Origin of the sequence: Collimonas sp., from assembly GCF_039923675.1 — a bacterium.
In the GTDB taxonomy this organism is placed as follows: domain Bacteria; phylum Pseudomonadota; class Gammaproteobacteria; order Burkholderiales; family Burkholderiaceae_D; genus Collimonas.
This window is the reverse complement of sequence record NZ_JBDTCG010000078.1, coordinates 1-19,448: the sequence shown is the minus strand read 5'-3', so window position 1 is coordinate 19,448 and position 19,448 is coordinate 1. Positions and strand designations below refer to the sequence as shown.

Genomic DNA, 19,448 nt, shown 5'->3' with positions numbered 1-19,448 from the left:
GGCCCTCTGCCTAGGTACCGTTTTTGATACGCCGCCGGGCAAGCATATCGCAAGATATGCTTGCCCGGTTATTTCTCTGAAACTCCTGCAGCTACTGTCAAGAGCCCGGCTAACCTTCGTCCATTTAGTCGGTCAATTTCTGTGCACGTTGCTGCACGTCGCTCAAATTTCCTTTTACCGCTGCCGCCAGGCGCGTCCCATAATCAGCATCGGCCTTGTAGAAATGGCTGAGCATGATCTGCTTGATTTCTGCATTCTTCACCTGCCCCAGATCCGCAGCCAGGTTGCCGACCAGGTTTTCCCTGTCTTGTTTGGACAGCGAACGGTAAAAATCGCCGGCCTGGGTGAAGTTGTCGGTTTTTGCGATCGCGGCCTGTTGCGTGCTGCCGGACAACGGCATTTGCACCGGTTTATAAGCCGGGTCGTCGACTGCGCTGCCGTTCTCCCGTGAAGGCTGGTAGTTGACGTCACCGCTGCGCTTGCCGGTATCGCCTGCGCCATCGGCGTTGTAATTGTTCACCTTGACCAGCGGCTGATTGACCGGGATCAGCTGGTTGTTGGGGCCCAACCGATGCAGTTGCGTATCTGCATAGGAGAACATCCGGCCTTGCAGCAAACGGTCTTCCGATGCTTCAATGCCAGGCACTAGATGGGAAGGCGCAAACGCCACCATTTCCGTAGTTTCGAAAAAATTCTCCGGTACCTTGTTCAGGGTCATGGTGCCGATTTTGGTTTCGGCGATGCCCGGCCAGACCTTGGTGGCGTCCAGCGGGTCGAACTTGAATTTATCGAGGTCTTCCGGCTTCAGGATCTGCACATACAGATCCCACTTGGGAAAATCGCCGCGCTTGATTGCCGCATACAGGTCGTTGGTCAGGTTATTGAAGTCCTCGCCCTGCACGTGTGCGGCTTCGGCGCGGGTCAGGTTCTTCTCGCCCTGCAGGCTCTTCCAGTGGAATTTCACATAGCGCACCTGGTGTTGGGCGTTAACCATCTTGTAGGCATGTACGCCATTGCCGTCCATCATGCGGTAGGACGCCGGAATGCCGAGATCGGAATACACCCGGGTCAGCATGCTGGTGCTTTCCGGTTGATGGCTGAAGAAATCGAAGAAGCGGTTCGGGTCTTGCGCGTTAGTGACCGGCGACGGCTTCAGAGAATGCACCATGTCTGGAAACTTGATAGCGTCGCGAATGAAAAATACCGGCAGGTTATTGCCGACCAGATCCCAGTTGCCTTGATCGGTATAGAATTTGGTGGCAAAGCCACGCGGGTCACGCAAGGTTTCCGGCGATCCCTTGGGATGGATAACGGTAGAAAAGCGCACGAATACCGGCGTTTTCTTGCCAGCCGCGGCAAACAGGCTGGCGCGGGTCAGCTCCGACAGATTGGCCGAGGCGACAAACTCGCCGGAAGCGCCGGTGCCGCGTGCATGCACTACCCGTTCAGGAATCCGTTCACGGTCGAAGCGCTGCAGCTTTTCAATCAGATGTACATCTTGCAGCAAGTCCGGACCGCGTGGTCCCGCGGTCTGGGAATTCTGGTTGTCGCCCACCGCGGCGCCGTTGTCGCGGGTCATCATGGTTTGGGCGCTTGTACTGCTACCGAGCAATGCGGTCAATCCAATCGCAGCCAATTGTGTCACTGAATAAGCTCTCGGGAAATTCATGCTTGTTCCTCCTATTTATACGCAGAGTTGCGTATAGGCAATTTACACAAATAGATGATAACTATATAATTTCAATTATTAATTAATTTAATAAATTAAAACTATGGCTTGCGGCAACTAATGTAAACATGGTCGGCGAGATGCCTGACAGCAGTCCGGCGCAATATGGCGGCGGAGATTGCAAACAGGCGCCAGCTATAAACTCAGAATTTGTGACGCAAACCCAGACGCAGCATGCCTTGCCGCGCTGCCGACGACACATCGCTTGCCCCCGGAATATAGGCGCTGTCAAGCACCGAGCCGGTGGGGCTGCCGGCAACTTGCTGATAGACCGCCTGGGCGTAAATATCGGTACGCTTTGACAGGTCGTAATCGGCCATCAGGCCGAGCATGTGCCACTTCGGCTTGAAATTGGCTTCCGATGTATTGAATTTTCCTTGCGTAAAGGTGTACATCGCCGCCAGCGAAAAGGCGGGCGTGAATTGATATTTAGCGTTGAACTCATAGTTGTTGAACACCAGTTTGCTCAAACTACCTAAGGCTGGCGTAATCTCGCCGACATATACCGACGACAGCGGGTTGGTGAAGTTGGTATTCGAATACACGAAGCCGTAAGTGGCGTTGCCCATTATGTAATTGATCCCCGCGCCCGCAGTTCTCTGTTGTTCGGCGATGAAATTGGCGTCGTTGGTCGCGATCGAACCGATGGCGTTCGCGCCTGGCAGGCGGTTGTTCATATACGCGGCGGCGACGGCCCACGGACCGTTGACGTATTGGACGCCAAGGCTGTAAGTCAGGTTTGTCCGTTGCGCGCCAGCGGTTTCGCCGAAGCCGGCCAGGCTGCCGAAGCTGAAGCCGTTGTAGTCAGCGCTGGTGTATTTGACGGCATTATTTACACGGAACGAATTGTCCGTGTTGTCGTTGTCAAACGGATGCGAGAACAGGTAGCCGCCCCAGTTGCCATTGGCGGTCAACGGGCCGAGATAGTCTACAACCGAGTCGTACTGACGCCCCATGGTCAGCGTCCCTAGCTGTTTGTTGGACAAGCCGACGAACGCTTGCCTTCCGAACAAGCGCTGGCCTTGGCCCATGCCGCCGGTATCAGCGTTAAAACCGTTTTCCAGCTGGAAGACGGCGCTCAGGCCGCCGCCCAGATCTTCCTTGCCTTTGACGCCAAGCCGGCTACCAGACGGATAACCGCTTTCCATCTGGTAAGCGCGGCTGCCACCGGCATTATTGGTGAAGTTGAGTCCCAGATCCACGATACCGTAGATGGTGGCATTGGTTTGCGCCTGGGCGCTGCCGGCAATACAGCCCAGAACGCCCGCGATCAATACTAATTTTTTCATGCCATATCCTCAATTGATTGAAATCAGGGTTTCGTTTTAACCGCTATCCCTGTTGGTAAATTTTCCAGCCCTGCCATTGCGCGATAACGGGGATGGATGATCCATAATATATATAAAATGGCAATTGTAAAATATGCACTATTATTTTTTTACTATATTTTTCATATAGTTAAGATAAATCCCAATAATTTACCTCAGTATTTTTTGCAGCTGCGAATGTGCTTCATAGTGAGATAATGATATTTTCAAAAAAACATTTGCCGTAGGCTTTCCGGCTATTGTTGTACCTGTCTCGACTACGCAACTGCCCGGCATCGCTGTAGCCGCCCTTCGCGTCCGGCCCATTGATCGTTACAAAACATTTCTTAATTTTCCCATGGGAAATGTTATTCTCAATGTAGCGAAATACAACGACGCATGCCCGTCGTTCCTATGCGCATATCGGATGTCAGTCAAGCTGAAGAAGACGGCGGGGAGTCGCCATGAATGCAGGCTCGCAGGCAGAAGTCCTGGAATCTGAATATCTGTTGCGCGAGAAAGAAATGGTGGTGCGCAAAGATCAGTTTCATGTTCCAGGCACGCAGATCCACACCGCCGCGTGCGTGCTGGAATATCCTGATTGGGTCAACGCTTTCGCCGTTACGCGCGATAGCCAGGTGATTTTTGTGCGCCAATACCGTCACGCTGCCGCGGCCATGACGCTGGAAATTCCGGCGGGATGGGTGGAACCGCATGACCAGCATCCCGAAGCCGCCATCCGCCGTGAGCTGCGAGAGGAAACCGGCTACATCTTCGACCAGATCATTCCTCTGATTTCTGTCTCCCCCAATCCCGGCACCCACAACAACCAGATTCATTGCTTTCTGGCGCTGGGCGGCGCGGATACCGGCTCGAACGCGCTCGACCCCGACGAAAAAATAGAACTGGCCCTGCTCTCACTGACGGAGGTCGAACACCTTGTGGCATCCGGCACACTCATCGGCAACGTCCATCTGACCTGTATTTTCTATGCGTTGATGGAGCTCGGCCGGCTCCAATGGTCAGCGTCTGCACATGCAGACTAACCTGAATGCCAAAAGAAATGGCTCTCTTTCTGTCAGGCAAGCCCTCGATGTTGATGATCTTCCGGATTCATTTCCTGTCAACCGCGTTTAATCTGCGCGCATCGCTCTCAACGGCGTAGTATCAACTTGTCGTCCCGCAAAGAATTGCAATACATGCCTATTCCGTATCTGAGAAAGCTGACTGGCAAGGATCGCAGCCAGCAAGCGAATCGCCATCTAGCCTTTTTCCTGTCATTTATTGCCGGAGCCATCAACGCCGGCGGCTTCCTCGCGGTTGGGCAATATACCTCGCATATGTCCGGCATCGTGTCATCGATGGCAGACAATCTGGCGCTGGGATCGCTCGGGTTGATGCTGGCTGGACTGGCTTGCCTGCTGGCGTTCCTGGCAGGGGCGATGACTTCGGCGCTGCTGATCAACTGGGGCCGGCGCCAGGAACTGCAGGCGGAATACGCGCTGCCGCTGATGCTGGAAGCGGCTTTGCTTTTATTGTTCGGGCTGTTGGGCGGCAATCTTGAGGGCCACAAATGGCTGTTCGTGCCGATCACGGTCATCCTGCTGTGCTACATCATGGGCTTGCAGAATGCCATCATCACCAAGATTTCCAAGGCTGAAATCCGCACCACCCACGTCACCGGCATGGTGACCGATATCGGTATCGAACTTGGCAAACTGGCCTACTGGAACAAGCTCAAGCCGGACCACAGCCGGCCGCAAGTACTCGCCGACCGCGACAAACTGCGGTTGCTGGTAACGCTGGTGAGCTTGTTTTTCAGCGGTGGCCTGATCGGCGCAATGGGCTTCAAGCATGTCGGCTTCATCGCCACCGCACCGCTTGCCGCCACGCTGATGTGCCTGGCCGTTGTCCCTATCTTCGATGACTTCCTGAGATATCGGCGCAAGGCCTGACAATCATGTCAACTTGGTCAAAATCTCGCCATCTCTTATTTTTACAACGCGCATTTCAATATGCAAGCTGGTATGGCTGCGGCTACCCCGACCAGCCCGAAAACGCCTAGGTCAAATTCAGCGTGTTGGTCAAGTCTCCCAACGGCGCTTGCTGGTTTTCCAGGAATGCCACGTCGCGCGCCACCAGCGCGTCCAGCTTGCGCAAACCGTACACGCGCGTGATGAAACGCATGATCGAGGTAGTGTCGTACACGGTGTGATCGACGAAACCCTTCTTTGCATACGGTGAAATGATGGTCGCAGGAATCCGCGAGCCCGGTCCCCAGCGATCACCCTTGGGCGGCGCCACGTGGTCCCACCAGCCGCCATTTTCATCGTGCGTGACGATCACCACCATGTTCTGCCATTGCGGCCCGCGCTGCAAATGGGCGATCACATTGGCGATATGGCGGTCGCCGGATTCGACATCGGCGTAGCCGGCGTGCAGGTTGAGATTACCCTGAGGCTTATAGAAGCTGACCTTGGGCAAAAGTCCGGCGTCGACATCCGCCAGGAATTTATTGGTGGCAGGATCATCGCCCAATCCGGCGTCTTTCAGATGCGTCTCGCGCGCTTCCGTTCCCGGCGCAAAGCTCTTGAAATAGTTGAAAGGCTGGTGGTGATATTGGAAGTTCGGCACCGCATCGTCGTTGGCCTTCCCGTCCAGCGCCGCTTGCCAGGCACCGGAATACCAGCGCCAGCTGACGCCTTTTTCCGACAAACGGTCGCCGATGGTCGGATAGGTCTGCGGCGGCAGCACCATCGGATCGCCGGCGTCGGCGTAGGCGGCATCGCCGCCCTTGGCCGGCTTGACGAAACTCGGCTGATACGGCGGCGCCATGGTGTTGACCGCATAGCCATCCGGCGTGATGGCGCGGTCGCGCACAAATTTTGGCGGACCGTCGATGGCCGATGCCGGATTCTTGTCATCCAGTTTCAACCGCGTGCCCTTCGGGTCGTCGCCTTCCACGGTCGACACATTATGCCGCGCCGGACTGTTATGCACATCCGGATAGAAAGGCGTCTGGCCGGAAATCAGGAAGATATGGTTGAGGTAGGAACCGCCAAAGGCCGACATGAAAAAATTGTCGCACAAGGTATATTGCTCGGCCAATTTCCACAGGCGCAGCTTGCTGGCGGTTTCACCATAATGACCCATGGTCAGGCCGCCGGAATCGGCCCAGGCGACAAACTGGTCGTTCTTACCGCCGTTGATCTGCATCTGGTTCTGGTAAAACTTGTGCCACAAATCGCGCGTGATCACGCCCAGTGGCAAAGGCTTGCCCTGTGCGTCGCTCAGTTTGAAAGGCGCGTTCGGCAAACCGGAAATCTGCGCTTCGGTGATCGTATAACGCTGGCCGTCCACCTGTTGCGCCTGCGGCACCATGCCGCCCCAGATCTTGGGCAATTGCGCCAGCGGCGTCTTGCCATCGCGGTCCAGCTGTGTGTAGTGCGCTTGCATCGCCTGCGCCAAAGGCCGTTGCACGCCGGGGAAATTACCGTACAGGTTATTGAAACTGCGATTCTCGGCATAGATCACCACCACATGCTTGACCGTCGCCTGCAACCGCTGGTCCAACAGCTTGTCCTGGGCGGCCTCCGCCACCTGCCGACTGCCATCGCTGGCGCAATCGGACAGCGCCAAAGTAGCGCCAGCCGCCACCACGCTGCCGAGAAAACGGCGGCGGGTGAAACCTGTTGCCTCTTCTTCTGCTGTTGTTGATTCGGGGTTTTCGTTTTCATTCATAAGTGCGATTCACAGTCTTTACCAGATTTAATGATGGCCGGGCCGCCGTCGTTCGCTGGATACCCGATGAGGATCGATTAATCTAGACCCCTTTGCGGCGGCTGCCAGCCTCGATGCCAAGATCCTTACTTCTTTTCCGGCAGCGGCGTTCTCAGGGTCACGAACTCTTCCGCCGAGGTCGGATGGATACCGATGGTTTCATCGAACACCCGTTTGGTGGCGCCGGCGCGCAAGGCCACGGCAATGCCCTGGATGATTTCACCGGCATCCGGACCGACCATATGACAGCCGAGTACCTTGTCGCTAACGGCGTCGACCACCAGTTTCATCATGGTTTTTTCGTGATAGTCGCCCAGGCTCAGCTTCATCGGACGGAACCTGGCTTCAAAGATCTTGACCGCGTGGCCGGCGCTGCGCGCCTCTTCTTCCGTCAGGCCGACCGTGCCGATATTGGGCAAACTGAACACCGCGGTCGGGATCAACCGGTAATCCACCGGATGATATTCCTCCGGACGGAACAAACGCCTCGCCACCGCCATGCCTTCGGCCAGCGCCACCGGCGTCAGCTGGACCTTGCCGATCACATCACCCAAAGCCAGAATCGACGGCTCCGAGCTGTGGTATTCCTTATCGACTTTGACAAATCCTTTGTCGTCCAGCGCCACGTTAACATTCTCAAGGCCGAGATCGTCCAGCATCGGCCGCCGGCCGGTAGCGTAAAACACACAATCGGTTTCCAGCACGCGCTCGTCTTTCAGCGTGACCTTGAGGCTGCCGTCGGCTTGCTTGTCGATGCGCGCAACGTCGGCCTTGAACTGCAGATCGACGCCTTTTTTCTGGAATTCCTGATGCAGATGTTCGCGCACGCCCTGGTCGAATCCGCGCAAAAACATATCGCCGCGATATAGCAAACTAGTCTTCGCGCCGAGCCCGTGGAAGATCGAGGCGAACTCAACCGCGATGTAACCGCCGCCGATCACCAGCACGCGGCGCGGCAACTGCTTGAGGAAGAAAGCTTCGTTGGAAGTGATCGCGTGTTCTTTGCCGGGAATCTCCGGCACCTGCGGCCAACCGCCGGTGGCGATCAGGATATTGGCGGCGCTGATGCGCTGGCCGTTGATCTCGACCGTATGCGCATCCAGCAATCTGGCGTGGCCTTCATGCAGGGCGACGCCGCTGTTGTGCAGCAGGCCGCGATAGACTTCATTGAGCCGGTGGATCTCGCGATTCTTGTTGGCGATCAGGGTCGGCCAATCAAACTGAGGCTTGGCGGCGCTCCAGCCGAAACTGGAAGCGACCTCGAAATCCTCGCTGAAATGGGCGCTGTATACCAGGAATTTCTTTGGCACGCAGCCAACATTGACGCAGGTGCCACCCAGATAGCGGCTTTCCGCCACCGCTACACGGGCGCCGAAGCCCGCAGAAAAACGGGCGGCGCGCACGCCGCCGGAACCGGCGCCGACTACAAACAGGTCTACATCGAAAGACATTGGCATTCTCCTTGCCTGCTCTACAACGACGAACAATGCCAAATCTTACGCCATAGAGAGTCAGCGGGTACGATCCACTCTGCAAATCAAACGTCAACCGGCCCTAATCCAGTAAGCTCTCATCCCATGCATGCACCGTCTGCTGCTGTTCGCCCAGGCCTTCGATGCCCAGCCGCACCACATCGCCGTGCTTGAGATACAGCGATGGCTTCTGTCCCATGCCGACACCAGGCGGGGTACCGGTGGAAATGATGTCGCCCGGGTACAGCGTGGCGAACTGGCTGATGTAATGGATCAGGAAAGCGACGTTGAAAATCATGGTCTTGGTGCTGCCGTTCTGGAAGCGCTTGCCGTTGACTTCCAGCCACATCGACAGATCTTGCGGATCGCCGACTTCATCGGCCGTGACCAGCCAAGGACCGACCGGACCGAAGGTGTCGCAGCCCTTGCCCTTGTCCCAGGTGCCGCTGCGTTCAATCTGGTATTCGCGCTCGGAGACGTCATTGACGACGCAATAGCCTGCCACATGCGACAGCGCCTGGTCCAGTTCGACATAGCGCGCCTTGCTGCCGATGACCACGCCAAGCTCGACTTCCCAGTCGGTCTTGATGGAATTTTTCGGCATCACGATAGGGTCGTTGGGGCCGCTGAAGCAGCTGGTCCATTTGTTGAACAGCACCGGTTCTTCCGGTACCGCCAAACCCGATTCTGCCGCGTGGTCGCTATAGTTCAAGCCGACGCACATGAATTTGCCGAGACCGGTGAACGGCGTGCCGATGCGGCCTGGCGCGAGTATTTCCGGCAGGCTGGCGGCATCGACTTTACGTAATTGCGCCAGGCCGGCCGGCGTCAGCTGCTCTGCCGTGATGTCCTTGATAACGCTGGACAAATCGCGCAATTTCCCGCTCGCATCCAGCATGGCCGGCTTTTCCTGGCCCTTGGGACCAACTCGTAATAGCTTCATCTATCGCTTCCTTGTGTTTTCCCGGGCCTGCGCAAATGGCCAAGCGGCCAGACATTGAAAATGCTGCTTCGGCCGATATCTGGTCCGACCATTAAACCAAAAGAGTAAGAGTGAAGACCGGTACTGTCAAGCGCGCCGCTATGCAGCCCGGCAGGTTTTAGGTCAGAATACGGGGCCTGACCCGCTATGGGTTCCACCACAACTTCATCGAATCATCTATGGCGAATCTTGCGAATTTTAATTTACTACTGGGTTTTGCGCTGGTCGCCTTCGGCATGGTGCTGACGCCCGGCCCGAACATGATCTACCTGATTTCGCGTTCCATCTGCCAGGGCCCCAAGGCCGGCTTCATTTCTCTGGCCGGCGTCGCTGTCGGCTTTCTGTTCTACATGCTGTGCGCGGCATTCGGCATTACCGCGTTGCTGTTTGCAGTGCCGCTGGCCTACGATATCTTGCGTTTCGGCGGCGCCGCCTACCTGCTCTACCTGGCATGGCAAGCGGTGAAGCCGGGTGGCCGTTCGCCATTCGCTGTGCGCGACCTGCCACAGGACAGCAATCGCAAACTATTCTTCATGGGCCTGTTCACAAACCTGCTCAATCCCAAGGTCGCCTTGATGTACCTGGCGCTGATGCCACAATTTATCGATCCTCACGGCGCCAGCGTCCTGGTGCAATCGCTGCAGTTGGGCGTGATCCAGATTCTGATCAGCATCACCGTCAATTCGATGGTCACGCTGGCGGCCGGCAGCATTGCCGGCTTTCTTGGCACGCGGCCCAGCTGGCTGCTGATCCAGCGCTGGCTGATGGGCACCGTATTGGCCGGCCTGGCTGTGAAGATTGCACTGCAAGCTAGAAAATAAGGAAGCCGCAAGCGTCGATTATTGGCTAACATGCAAACTGTCCAAGAGATCTGGAGTTGTCTGAATGCCGCATTTGCCGTTTGCCCTGATTTCCGCCCTGGTTCTGCTGTTGCACGCGGCAGGCATCGTCGCCGCGATCCATGCCCTGATGCATACGCGCACGCCGCAGGGCGCGGTGGCCTGGGTATTCGGCCTGGTGCTGCTGCCCTACTTTACCCTGCTGCCTTATCTGTTCCTCGGCAGTAAACGCTTCTCGGGCTATGCCGAACTGCATCACTCGCGACTGGCGCGCCTGCGCCAGCTGGACGATCCTGCGCTGCTCAATCTGGCGTCCCAATACCCGCCGCACCCCGGCGCGCAACGCTATCAAGCCATCAGCGAGATGCTGGGCGTGCCGTTTCTCAGCGGCCATCGCTTGCGTCTGCTGGTCAACGGCGCCGCCAGTTTCGAAGCGATGTTTGCCGCCATCGCCAGCGCCGAGCATTACCTGCTGGTGCAATTTTTCATCATTCACGACGACGAACTTGGCCGCAAACTGCAAGCGGCGCTGCTGGAACGCGCCACTGCCGGGGTCCGCGTGTATGTGCTGTATGACGGCGTCGGCAGCCACGATTTACCGGCTTCCTACGGCGCGATCCTGCGCGCCGGCGGCGTCGAAATCCATCGCTTCGCCACGCGCCGCTGGCGTAACCGCTTCCAGCTCAACTTCCGCAATCATCGCAAGGTGGTGGTGGTGGATGGCTGGCGCGGCTTTGTCGGCGGCCTCAATGTCGGCGAAGAATATCTCGGCAACAAACCGCCGCTGGCGCCCTGGCGCGACACGCACATGGAATTGCAAGGACCGGCGGTCGCCGATTTGCAGCTGGCTTTCGATGAGAACTGGCAGTGGATCACCGGCCAACCGCTCAGCCTGTCGGCGCCGCGCCCGGCCGACGGCCAGGCCACCACGCTGATCGCCGCCACCGGTCCGGCCGATGCGCAAGAAACCTGTTCGCTACTGTTCGTCACGGCGATCCACGCCGCCCGCCACAGACTGTGGCTGACCACACCCTACCTGGTGCCCGACTCGGCAGTGTATTCCGCCCTGCAACTGGCGGTATTCCGCGGCGTCGATGTCCGCATCATCATTCCCGCCATCGCCGATCATCGCACCGTATTCCTGGCGTCGACCCTGTACGCGCACGAACTGGTGCGCTCCGGGGTCCGCATATTCCGCTACCAGCCCGGCTTCACGCATCAGAAAGTAATGCTGATCGACGACGACACCACCTCGGTCGGCAGCATGAACCTGGACAACCGCTCGCTACGGCTGAATTTTGAAATCACCGCGCTCAACATCGACAACGCCTTCGCCGGCGAGGTCGAGCACATGCTGCTGGCTGATTTTAAGCATGTGGTCGAAATCGACGTCGCCGATTACGCCAAGCTGCATTATCTGTACCGGGTTCTCATCCATATCGCACGACTCGTCAGCCCCCTGCTTTGAATCTAACCTTGCCGGAGAAAACATGACTCGACATAAACCCGCCAACCACAATGCAGTCTCGCCCTACCTGTTGGTAAAAGACATGAAAGCCATGCTGGCCTTCCTCTACGCCACATTCGATGCGGCTGAAATCTACAAAATGGCGCTGCCCGACGGCTCGGTCAGGCACGCCGAGGTGAAAATTGACGATTCCATCGTGATGCTGGGCGAACGCCCTGACGATCGTGATCCAGTCCTCTGTTCCACCCATGTGTATGTGCCCTCGGTAGACGCCTGCTATGCAAAAGCGCTCGCCGCAGGCGCTGCCAGCATCTCTGAACCGAAGGATCAGCCGTATGGCGACCGCAGCGCCGGCGTGCGCGATCCCGAGGGAAATATCTGGTGGATAGGCACGCATCTGGCCAAGGCCTGATCATCCCGTATCAAAAAGGCATCAATACAATCAGATAAAATTTTCACCTTCAATACCTGTATTTATATACAGTAGTGGTATTCTATGCCCGTATCGAATATCTGACATCAAACACCTTATGCCTTCGCCAATTCGTCGTATCGCACATCTGGATATGGACGCTTTCTACGCGTCGGTAGAACTGCTGCGCTACCCTGAACTGCGCGGCCAGCCGGTGGTCATCGGCGGCGGCTCGCGCCACCAGCCCGACATCGGTGCAGACGGCAGCCTGCAATTCCACAAACTGCGCGACTATGTCGGCCGCGGCGTCGTCACCACCTCCACTTACGAAGCGCGCGCACTCGGCGTATTTTCAGCGATGGGCATGATGAAAGCCGCCAAGCTGGCGCCGGACGCCCTCCTGCTGCCAACCGATTTCGAGTCTTACCGCCACTACTCACGACTGTTCAAGAACGCGGTCGCCGCGATTGCGCCGCTGATAGAAGATCGCGGCATCGACGAAATCTACATCGACCTCAGCGACCATGAAGAAGACATCCGGCCGCTGGCGCAACGCATCAAGGATACCGTGCGCGACGCCACCGGCCTGTCCTGCTCGATCGGCATCGCGCCCAACAAGCTGCTGGCCAAGATCTGCTCGGAACTGGACAAACCGAACGGCGTCACCGTCATCACCGAAGCCGACGTCCCGACGCGCATCTGGCCGCTGGCGGCGAGAAAAGTCAACGGCATCGGCCCCAAGGCGGCGGAAAAGCTGAGCGCGCTGGGATTGCACACCATCGGCGACCTGGCCGCCGCCGACCCGGCCCTGCTGCAAGACCATTTCGGGCTCACCTACAGCGAATGGCTGATGCGCATATCCCATGGGCTGGATGAGCGCCCGGTGGTCACCAGTTCGGAAACCAAGTCTATCAGCCGAGAATCGACGTTTGAACGGGATCTGCACGCCAAACTGGACCGCGACACGCTCACGCCGATCTTTACGGATCTGTGCGTGCGCCTTGCCGGCGACCTGCAAAGAAAAGGTTATGTCGGGCGCACCATCGGGATCAAACTGAAATTTGCCGATTTTCGCGGTGTGACACGGGATCTGACCCTGCCGGATGCGACCGATGACGCCGCAACTATCCGGCAAGCTGCGGGTGAATGCCTGCGCCGGGTAAAGCTGGACCGGCGCTTGCGCTTGCTTGGGGTGCGGGCTACGGCGCTGTCGAAGAAGGAACTTGCTGACGGCGTTCCGGTGCTTGCCCAAGGCGAGCTGTTCAGCATCGATTGATTTCGTGGCAAACCAGCTGCGACGATCTCCTTCGCGACATCTTTAATCGATGCACTCCCCGGCGGCGGCAATCACGTTACTGCTTTGCCTTTACTTACATGCAAGTCATAGGTAGCCACGCCCAAAGTCAGGCGCTATCGCAGCGGAGTGAAGCAGATTGACGACGTGATAGATGCCGAAGATAGGCAGTCCGGTTGCGGATTGCACTGCCGCCGCGTACGGTTGCAGGTTGGTGCATTCGAACAGGAATGCCCCCAGGCCGGGGACTTCGGCCTGCATCGCGCGGCACACGTCGACTACTTCCTGCCTGGTTTTATCAACGTCAAGAGCGTGATCAGGATCGCTTGTCTTGCCCAAAATGGTTCCGAAAGACGGGCACGATTCCATGCCTCTTATCAGCATATTCCAGCCAGGTTCGATGCCGGCTGCGCGTAAGTGGGCGACCGACAGGTTTTGCGCATCAGCGGTGACTACCCCAATCGACCGCTTGGGGCCGAGCATGCGTCGCATCATCGGGATGAGAAATAGGCTTGAAGTAATCACGGGGATATTCACCGCTTCCGCAATGTCATCCTGGACCACTGTCAGGAAACCGCAGGTGGTGGTGATTGCACGGACACCGTCGTTTTCCAGCTCCCTGGCGGCCTCGATAAATGCCGGCAATAGCGCGCGTGCCCGATCAGCCGTCCCAACAATCTGCTCCGGATTCGCCCCGCGTACCACCTTATATCGCACTGGAAAATCGAATGTGGTGGCATTGCCGACATCGCCGGGAATTCTCGGAAATTTCGTATCCAGCACAAGAATGCCGACACTCTCGCCGTATATGGCGCGACCACCGCGAATGATCATGATTTTTCTCGCATTGAATGGAAGAATGCGGCGGTGTCAGTCACGCCGCTTTACTGCATAGGGAGCCGGATCGATGAAAGTCGGCCGGCCGCCGATGATATCCGCCACCAGCCGGCCGGAAGCCGGTCCTGACGCCAGACCGACATGACCGTGTCCGAAAGCGTGAACCACGTCCTGGCAGCCGGACGCCGGTCCCAGCACCGGCCGGCCATCGGTGGTAGAGGGACGGTTCCCCATCCAGCGCCGGATCACAGCAGTCTTGAACACCGCAGCAAGTGCCGGATAGGTGGTCGCGGCGTGCCGCAGAAGGTTGTCTGCGCGCGCCCAGTCCGGCGCTGCCTGTACGCCGGCCAGTTCCACTTGCCCTGCGATCCGCAGACCCGACAACGTCAAGGTATTGCCGGTCTTGGCGTCTCCTGTCATCACCGAAACTGCCGGTTTGAAGGGTGGATTTTCAATGACGACATGATAGCCGCGCTCGCTGGTCAAGATGATTTTGTCGCCTGCCGCTTTTGCCAAGGTCTTTGAGTGAATGCCGGCAGCGATGACCGCACGGTCGCAGGCTAGCTCGCCGCCGTCGGTAAGGACGGCGTGCAGGCGCCTGTTCCGGATGTCGAATCCGCTGGCCTTGGCGCGATGAAGCACGGCCCCCTGGAGAGTGGCGTGGCGGACCAGCGCGGCGACATAGCGCCCCGGATCGGTGCAATGCGCACCTTGTTCCAGCAGGATGGCGAACTGATATTTTTGCGCGAGTTCAGGGAGCAGCGCATGGCATGCCCGGGCGTCCAGTTCCTTCCAGTGCACGCCATTGTCGTGCCGCAAGCGCCAGGCCAGCGCTTCGGCTTCGAAGGCCGCGCGATCGGGATAGACATAAAGCAGTCCGCGGCTGGCAATCAAGTCGGGGATTCCGGCTTCCGCCGCCAACGCCCGATGCCGTGCCGGCGCGTCCCGCAGCAAGGCCGACAAGGCGCGTGCCGTGGTTTCCACGCGGGCGACGGTCGCGCCGGCCAGGATGAACCGGACCAACCACGGCAGCAGCGCCGGCAGCGCGCGCCAGCGTATCGTCAACGGACTATTTTTATCGAGAAGATAGCCGGGTATTTTTTTCCACAAACCGGGCATGGACATCGGCACCACCGAAGCCGGACTTAGCCAGCCCGCGTTGCCGTAACTGGCGGCCTGTTCTCCACCAGGCTGTCCCGGATCGACCAGCGTTACATGATGGCCATCGCGTAGCAGTTCGATGGCGCAGGCGGCGCCGACAATGCCGGCGCCTATGACCACCACCCGCAAAGCGGCGGACGGATCTTGATTTTGGCTGCGGTCTGAGCCGTTGTGAGAGCTGTTGTCCCGACTATTCTCGTGGTCCAAGTGGCATCCCTGTCATTAAGCTGTGTGAGCGTTATTCTTGAAGCGCGACAGAAAACTGCGCGTGGCTTCTTTTTCCGGCTTGTCGATGACGACGCTTGGCGGCCCGCATTCGACCACGATGCCGTCCCGCATGAAAATCACCTGGTCGGCCACTTCCCTGGCAAAGGCAATTTCATGCGTTACCAGGATCATGGTCATGCCTTCCGTCGCCAGCGCCCGTATGACGTTGAGCACTTCGCCGACCAGTTCCGGATCCAGCGCGGAGGTTGCTTCGTCGAACAGCATCACATCAGGCTTCATGGCCAATGCGCGCGCTATGGCGACGCGTTGCTTCTGCCCTCCCGACAGCATGCCGGGAAAGGCGTCTGCGCGATCGCTCAAGCCAACCCGCTGCAGCAGCGCATCGGCCGCGATGCGCGCATCTTGCTTCGGCGTTTTAAGAACCGTGACCATGCCTTCCATGACATTTTGCAGAACGGTCATATGCGGAAACAGGTTGAAATGTTGAAAAACCATGCCTGTCTTTGAGCGAAATTTTGCCAGATTCCGCGCATTCGGCAGTCTCGTGTTTTTGCCGTCGAAGGTGATCGACTGGCCGCCGACATTGACGATGCCGGCATCCGGTATGGTCAATAGATTAATGCAGCGTAGCAAAGTAGATTTGCCGGACCCTGACGGTCCGATGATCGCCACTACCGAACCCTTGCCGATTTGCAGGGAGATATCTTTGAGGACGACGTTCTCGCCAAAACATTTTTTAAGATTGCGGATCGAAACCATCTCACTGCTGCTTCCTGAAGCATTCATTGCGCTATCCATGGCTATGCACCTCGCCCGTCGGATACTTTCACTTCGAGCCGCTTTGCCAGAATCGTCGCCGGTAGCAAAATGACAAAATACAAAACCGCAATCAGCGAGTAGATTTCCAGTGGCCGATAAGTATCGTGGGCGATGATTTGTCCTTGATAGAGCAGATCGGGCACGGCCAGAACCGATAGCAGCGAAGTGTTTTTAAGTTGCATGATGGACTGGCTGACCAGCGGCGGCGTCATCCGCTTGAACGCCTGCGGCAGCACCACACGCCGCATCAACTGGAATTGCGTCATGCCTAACGCCATGCCGGCCTCCGACTGCCCGGGGTCGATTGAAATCACGCCGCCCCGGATGATTTCGGAATAGAAGGCGCCGCCATACAAGGTCAATGACAATATCGCAGCCATGGCTGGCGTCAGTTCGATGCCGGTCAATATCGGCAGCGCGTAGTAAAACCAGATCAGCTGCACCAGCACCGGCGTACATCTGAACACTTCCACATAAGCCCGGAACGGCCCCGATATGTATGCTTTCGGCGACAGCCGGCAAAGACCGGTAACCAGACCAACCAGCAGGCCCAGTATGACGACGACGACGGTGTACCCTACGGTGTAGCCAAAGCCAGTGAATATGATGTTTCTGTACTGCCAAAGCGTATGGAAATCCCACTGATACATACCTGCCTCACGACTCAGAAATGAACTTGCGGTGGAAAAGCGGTCGGAGGTACGCCGACCAGAGTCTGCATGTTGGAAAGGATGACGGTTTTTATTTTTCCCGATGCCCTGGCTTCGTCAAGCCACGCATTCACGGACTTGGTAAATGTCTGATCTTTTTGTTTGCGGATGCCGACATTGGTCGGATTGGTTTCATCCGGCGACGGAAATACGATGTGGCCGACGTTCGGCAACTTGGTCAGCAACGCGGTTGAAAGAAGGATGACGAGCACCTGGCAATCGACACGGCCGGATTGCAGAGCCATGGTGGCGGCTGCCGACGTCTCGAACCGCAGGACGTTTGCCTTTGGCAGGATCCTGGTCACCAGTTGGTCATGGCTGGAGCCGACATCCACCGCCACCTTGACGTCAGGCGAATTGATCTGTTCCCACCGCGTAAAATTGAATCCCTTTTTAGCGACAACCGTGTTGTAGTTCTGGAAAATCGGGCCGGAAAAGTCGACCACTTCGCGCCGCGCCGGCGACGGCGCCATGCCAAGCTGGCAATCGATTTTATTGGTTTGTACGTCAAGCACCGCATTGCCCCAGGTTGTTTCAACCCACTCGACTTCAGCTTTGAGATATCTGGCAAGATCGCGCCCGAGGTCAACCATGAAGCCGCGCCATTCGCCGGTGGCCAGGTCCTTTGTGAAATAGGGAGAGGCGCCGTTAATCGCACCCAGTCGCAGCTTGCCGGTGCGCTTGATTCTGGCGGCGGTTGACTCCGGCTCCTCGGAAAATACCGAACCGGCTGCAATTAATGAACCAGCGGCAATAGTTTTGGCGATGAAATCCCGGCGATTGATATACATGATTGCCTTCTTGATTTAAGGGTGATCGGTAAAGATGCATCTTGAACATTTGAAAATACTCGGTTTGAAGTGCAAAGTCATCCGAAAATGAGTCCGCCGCCTATCGAGGCCGAATAAAATCCAAGCAAGATCAGGGCCTGACACGCGAAGATGAAATACGAAGCCGGAAACCCTATCGCAAAACTGCAGGCCGTTTCATTCTCTTAAATCCCGGCGGCAATCATCTCGTGAATCACAGGCCCCCAGTCGCCAAGATGGTTCTGGCGAAACAGCCGCATCGATGGATACCATGGCGTATACCGCTGGCAGTTGTACCATCTGGCATCCGCCGATTTCGACAACATGGCCCAGACCGGCCTATTCAGTGCCCCGGCAAGGTGAATCGGCGCCGAGTCGATCGAAATCAACAAATCCAGCTGATCCAGAATATTTGCCGTATCGCCGAACGAGTACAGATGCGCACCGAGGTCGACGATGCGGTAACGGTCCATAATTTCCTGTTCATCCTCGCGGATGCCATCCACCTGAAGCGAATAGAAATCCGCATCGCTGGATTCAAGCAACGGCACCAGGTCTTTTAATTTCATCGATCGAAACGGCTCCTGACGCGCTCCGCTTGCGCTGCGCCACGCTAGCCCGATCCGCCGGCGATCGCCTGAACGGCAGCGCAACTTCCCAAGAAGACTATCTGATAACGGTTCGCTAGAACGCAATCCCAGATATCCCGGCGGTTCGTTTGGAAAGTAAGGGCTTTTTTGATAGCGGGCTAGCAAAGTAAATGGCCAGGTTATGTAGTCCCATGCGTCGGCCGGAACCACAATACCACTGACAAAAGTGACAGGCAATGAACTATGCGCAAACATCCGGTGCAGGGACTCGGGAAGATGCCAATAGATCGTGGATGCGCCCTCCGCCTTCAGATATTTTATATAACGGGCTAGCTGGAAAATATCACCGACTCCACCTTCGCCACTCACCATGATTCGCTTGCCATCGATCGCGTGGTTGCCCAGCACTTTGTCCTTGAAAGGCGCAAACCAACTGCTATCAAGGGTCGCGGAACCTAGACGCAACCAGGTATCGCACCAAGCTGGCTGACGAATCTCTGCAAAATGCGGATAAGCGAAATCAAACTTCCCTTGCGCATATTGCGCCAGCGACAATTCGCTCTTGCAGATATATCTATCAAAATCTGACGGCAAGTCCGACAAAGCCTGGGTCAGCAAGATTTCGGCAGGTTCATACATGCCCAAGTTATTCATTTGCAAGGCCAATTGAACGCATGCGGATGGCAACTCAGTGCGTGATCCCCATTTACCGGCAAGATCGATAGCATCCTCAACTTTCCTGGCAACGGTCAATTTCCTGATGAGATCAAGCGCCGTACCGGGATTTTTCTGCCGTTGATACGCGGAAAAGGAAATGATCAGGTCGTTCAGGTCGGTCATAATTTATATAATTTATTGCTGAATTTGACAATATATCCCAGGTTGCCGACATCGGCCGTCGCCCCATTTTGGGTAAATATCCGCAAAATGGAACAATCAGGTTTGCGATGACGTGCAAGCGATACACAATGCCGAAGAAACGAAAAGAGAAGATGGACCGTTGCGAGACAG

The 19,448-nt window shown here is 57.0% G+C and carries 16 protein-coding genes and 1 pseudogene; 6 read left to right on the top strand and 11 right to left on the bottom strand.

Annotation, left to right across the window (positions count from 1 at the left end; genetic code table 11):
• Window positions 1–124: 124 nt before the first annotated feature.
• Together ABI171_RS16320 and ABI171_RS16315 are read right to left on the bottom strand one after the other, a co-directional pair.
• Complete coding sequence (locus tag ABI171_RS16320; protein WP_348093655.1) at window positions 125–1,582, bottom strand: catalase; 1,458 nt, start codon at window positions 1,580–1,582, stop codon at window positions 125–127.
• A 290-nt stretch (window positions 1,583–1,872) separates the two neighbouring features.
• Window positions 1,873–3,018 carry a porin gene (locus tag ABI171_RS16315; RefSeq protein ID WP_348093582.1) on the bottom strand — a complete coding sequence of 382 codons (1,146 nt, stop codon included), beginning with the start codon at window positions 3,016–3,018 and terminating at the stop codon, window positions 1,873–1,875.
• Between the two features lie 482 nt (window positions 3,019–3,500).
• Here ABI171_RS16315 and ABI171_RS16310 point away from each other — a divergent pair, with 482 nt between their 5' ends.
• Together ABI171_RS16310 and ABI171_RS16305 are read left to right on the top strand one after the other, a co-directional pair.
• On the top strand, window positions 3,501–4,082 hold the full coding sequence (locus ABI171_RS16310) for an NUDIX hydrolase (RefSeq protein WP_348093581.1): 582 nt from the start codon (window positions 3,501–3,503) through the stop codon (window positions 4,080–4,082).
• A 153-nt stretch (window positions 4,083–4,235) separates the two neighbouring features.
• Window positions 4,236–4,985: pseudogene (locus ABI171_RS16305) on the top strand (YoaK family protein); the annotation flags it as partial.
• A gap of 112 nt (window positions 4,986–5,097) precedes the next feature.
• On the opposite strand, the gene ABI171_RS16300 reads toward ABI171_RS16305, so the two are convergent.
• The 3 genes from ABI171_RS16300 to ABI171_RS16290 all read right to left on the bottom strand — a co-directional run bounded on the left by ABI171_RS16300 (window position 5,098) and on the right by ABI171_RS16290 (window position 9,231).
• Window positions 5,098–6,777, bottom strand: coding sequence for an acid phosphatase (locus ABI171_RS16300; protein WP_348093580.1), 1,680 nt, complete (start codon window positions 6,775–6,777; stop codon window positions 5,098–5,100).
• 125 nt (window positions 6,778–6,902) lie between these two features.
• Window positions 6,903–8,267, bottom strand: coding sequence for a glutathione-disulfide reductase (gorA, locus tag ABI171_RS16295; RefSeq protein WP_348093579.1), 1,365 nt, complete (start codon window positions 8,265–8,267; stop codon window positions 6,903–6,905).
• A 103-nt stretch (window positions 8,268–8,370) separates the two neighbouring features.
• Window positions 8,371–9,231: a fumarylacetoacetate hydrolase family protein gene (locus ABI171_RS16290; RefSeq protein WP_348093578.1), complete on the bottom strand. Its 861-nt coding sequence runs from the start codon at window positions 9,229–9,231 to the stop codon at window positions 8,371–8,373.
• Window positions 9,232–9,449: 218 nt separating this feature from the next.
• On the opposite strand from ABI171_RS16290, the gene ABI171_RS16285 reads away from it, so the two are divergent.
• The 4 genes from ABI171_RS16285 to dinB all read left to right on the top strand — a co-directional run bounded on the left by ABI171_RS16285 (window position 9,450) and on the right by dinB (window position 13,265).
• Window positions 9,450–10,091 (top strand): LysE family translocator, encoded by a 642-nt coding sequence (locus ABI171_RS16285; protein ID WP_348093577.1) that lies wholly within the window; start codon window positions 9,450–9,452, stop codon window positions 10,089–10,091.
• A 64-nt stretch (window positions 10,092–10,155) separates the two neighbouring features.
• Entirely contained in the window at window positions 10,156–11,577 is a 1,422-nt protein-coding gene (gene cls, locus ABI171_RS16280) for a cardiolipin synthase (RefSeq protein ID WP_348093576.1), read from the top strand.
• A 22-nt stretch (window positions 11,578–11,599) separates the two neighbouring features.
• Window positions 11,600–11,989 (top strand): VOC family protein, encoded by a 390-nt coding sequence (locus ABI171_RS16275; RefSeq protein ID WP_348093575.1) that lies wholly within the window; start codon window positions 11,600–11,602, stop codon window positions 11,987–11,989.
• A 118-nt stretch (window positions 11,990–12,107) separates the two neighbouring features.
• The gene (gene dinB / locus ABI171_RS16270; RefSeq protein WP_348093574.1) at window positions 12,108–13,265 is read left to right on the top strand and encodes a DNA polymerase IV; all 1,158 of its coding nucleotides are present in this window, start codon (window positions 12,108–12,110) and stop codon (window positions 13,263–13,265) included.
• A 105-nt stretch (window positions 13,266–13,370) separates the two neighbouring features.
• Here dinB and ABI171_RS16265 read toward each other — a convergent pair whose 3' ends face one another.
• The 6 genes from ABI171_RS16265 to ABI171_RS16240 form a co-directional block, all read right to left on the bottom strand.
• Window positions 13,371–14,117, bottom strand: coding sequence for an aspartate/glutamate racemase family protein (locus ABI171_RS16265; protein WP_348093573.1), 747 nt, complete (start codon window positions 14,115–14,117; stop codon window positions 13,371–13,373).
• Window positions 14,118–14,153: 36 nt separating this feature from the next.
• Window positions 14,154–15,488, bottom strand: a complete 1,335-nt coding sequence (locus ABI171_RS16260; RefSeq protein ID WP_348093572.1) for an FAD-dependent oxidoreductase — start codon at window positions 15,486–15,488, stop codon at window positions 14,154–14,156.
• 15 nt (window positions 15,489–15,503) lie between these two features.
• The gene (locus tag ABI171_RS16255) at window positions 15,504–16,295 is read right to left on the bottom strand and encodes an amino acid ABC transporter ATP-binding protein (RefSeq protein WP_348093571.1); all 792 of its coding nucleotides are present in this window, start codon (window positions 16,293–16,295) and stop codon (window positions 15,504–15,506) included.
• A gap of 14 nt (window positions 16,296–16,309) precedes the next feature.
• Entirely contained in the window at window positions 16,310–16,978 is a 669-nt protein-coding gene (locus ABI171_RS16250; RefSeq protein ID WP_348093570.1) for an amino acid ABC transporter permease, read from the bottom strand.
• Window positions 16,979–16,992: 14 nt separating this feature from the next.
• Entirely contained in the window at window positions 16,993–17,829 is an 837-nt protein-coding gene (locus ABI171_RS16245) for a transporter substrate-binding domain-containing protein (RefSeq protein WP_348093569.1), read from the bottom strand.
• A 203-nt stretch (window positions 17,830–18,032) separates the two neighbouring features.
• A complete protein-coding gene (locus tag ABI171_RS16240; RefSeq protein WP_348093568.1) occupies window positions 18,033–19,277 on the bottom strand; it encodes a glycosyltransferase family 9 protein in 1,245 nt (414 codons plus the stop codon).
• Window positions 19,278–19,448: the final 171 nt, after the last annotated feature.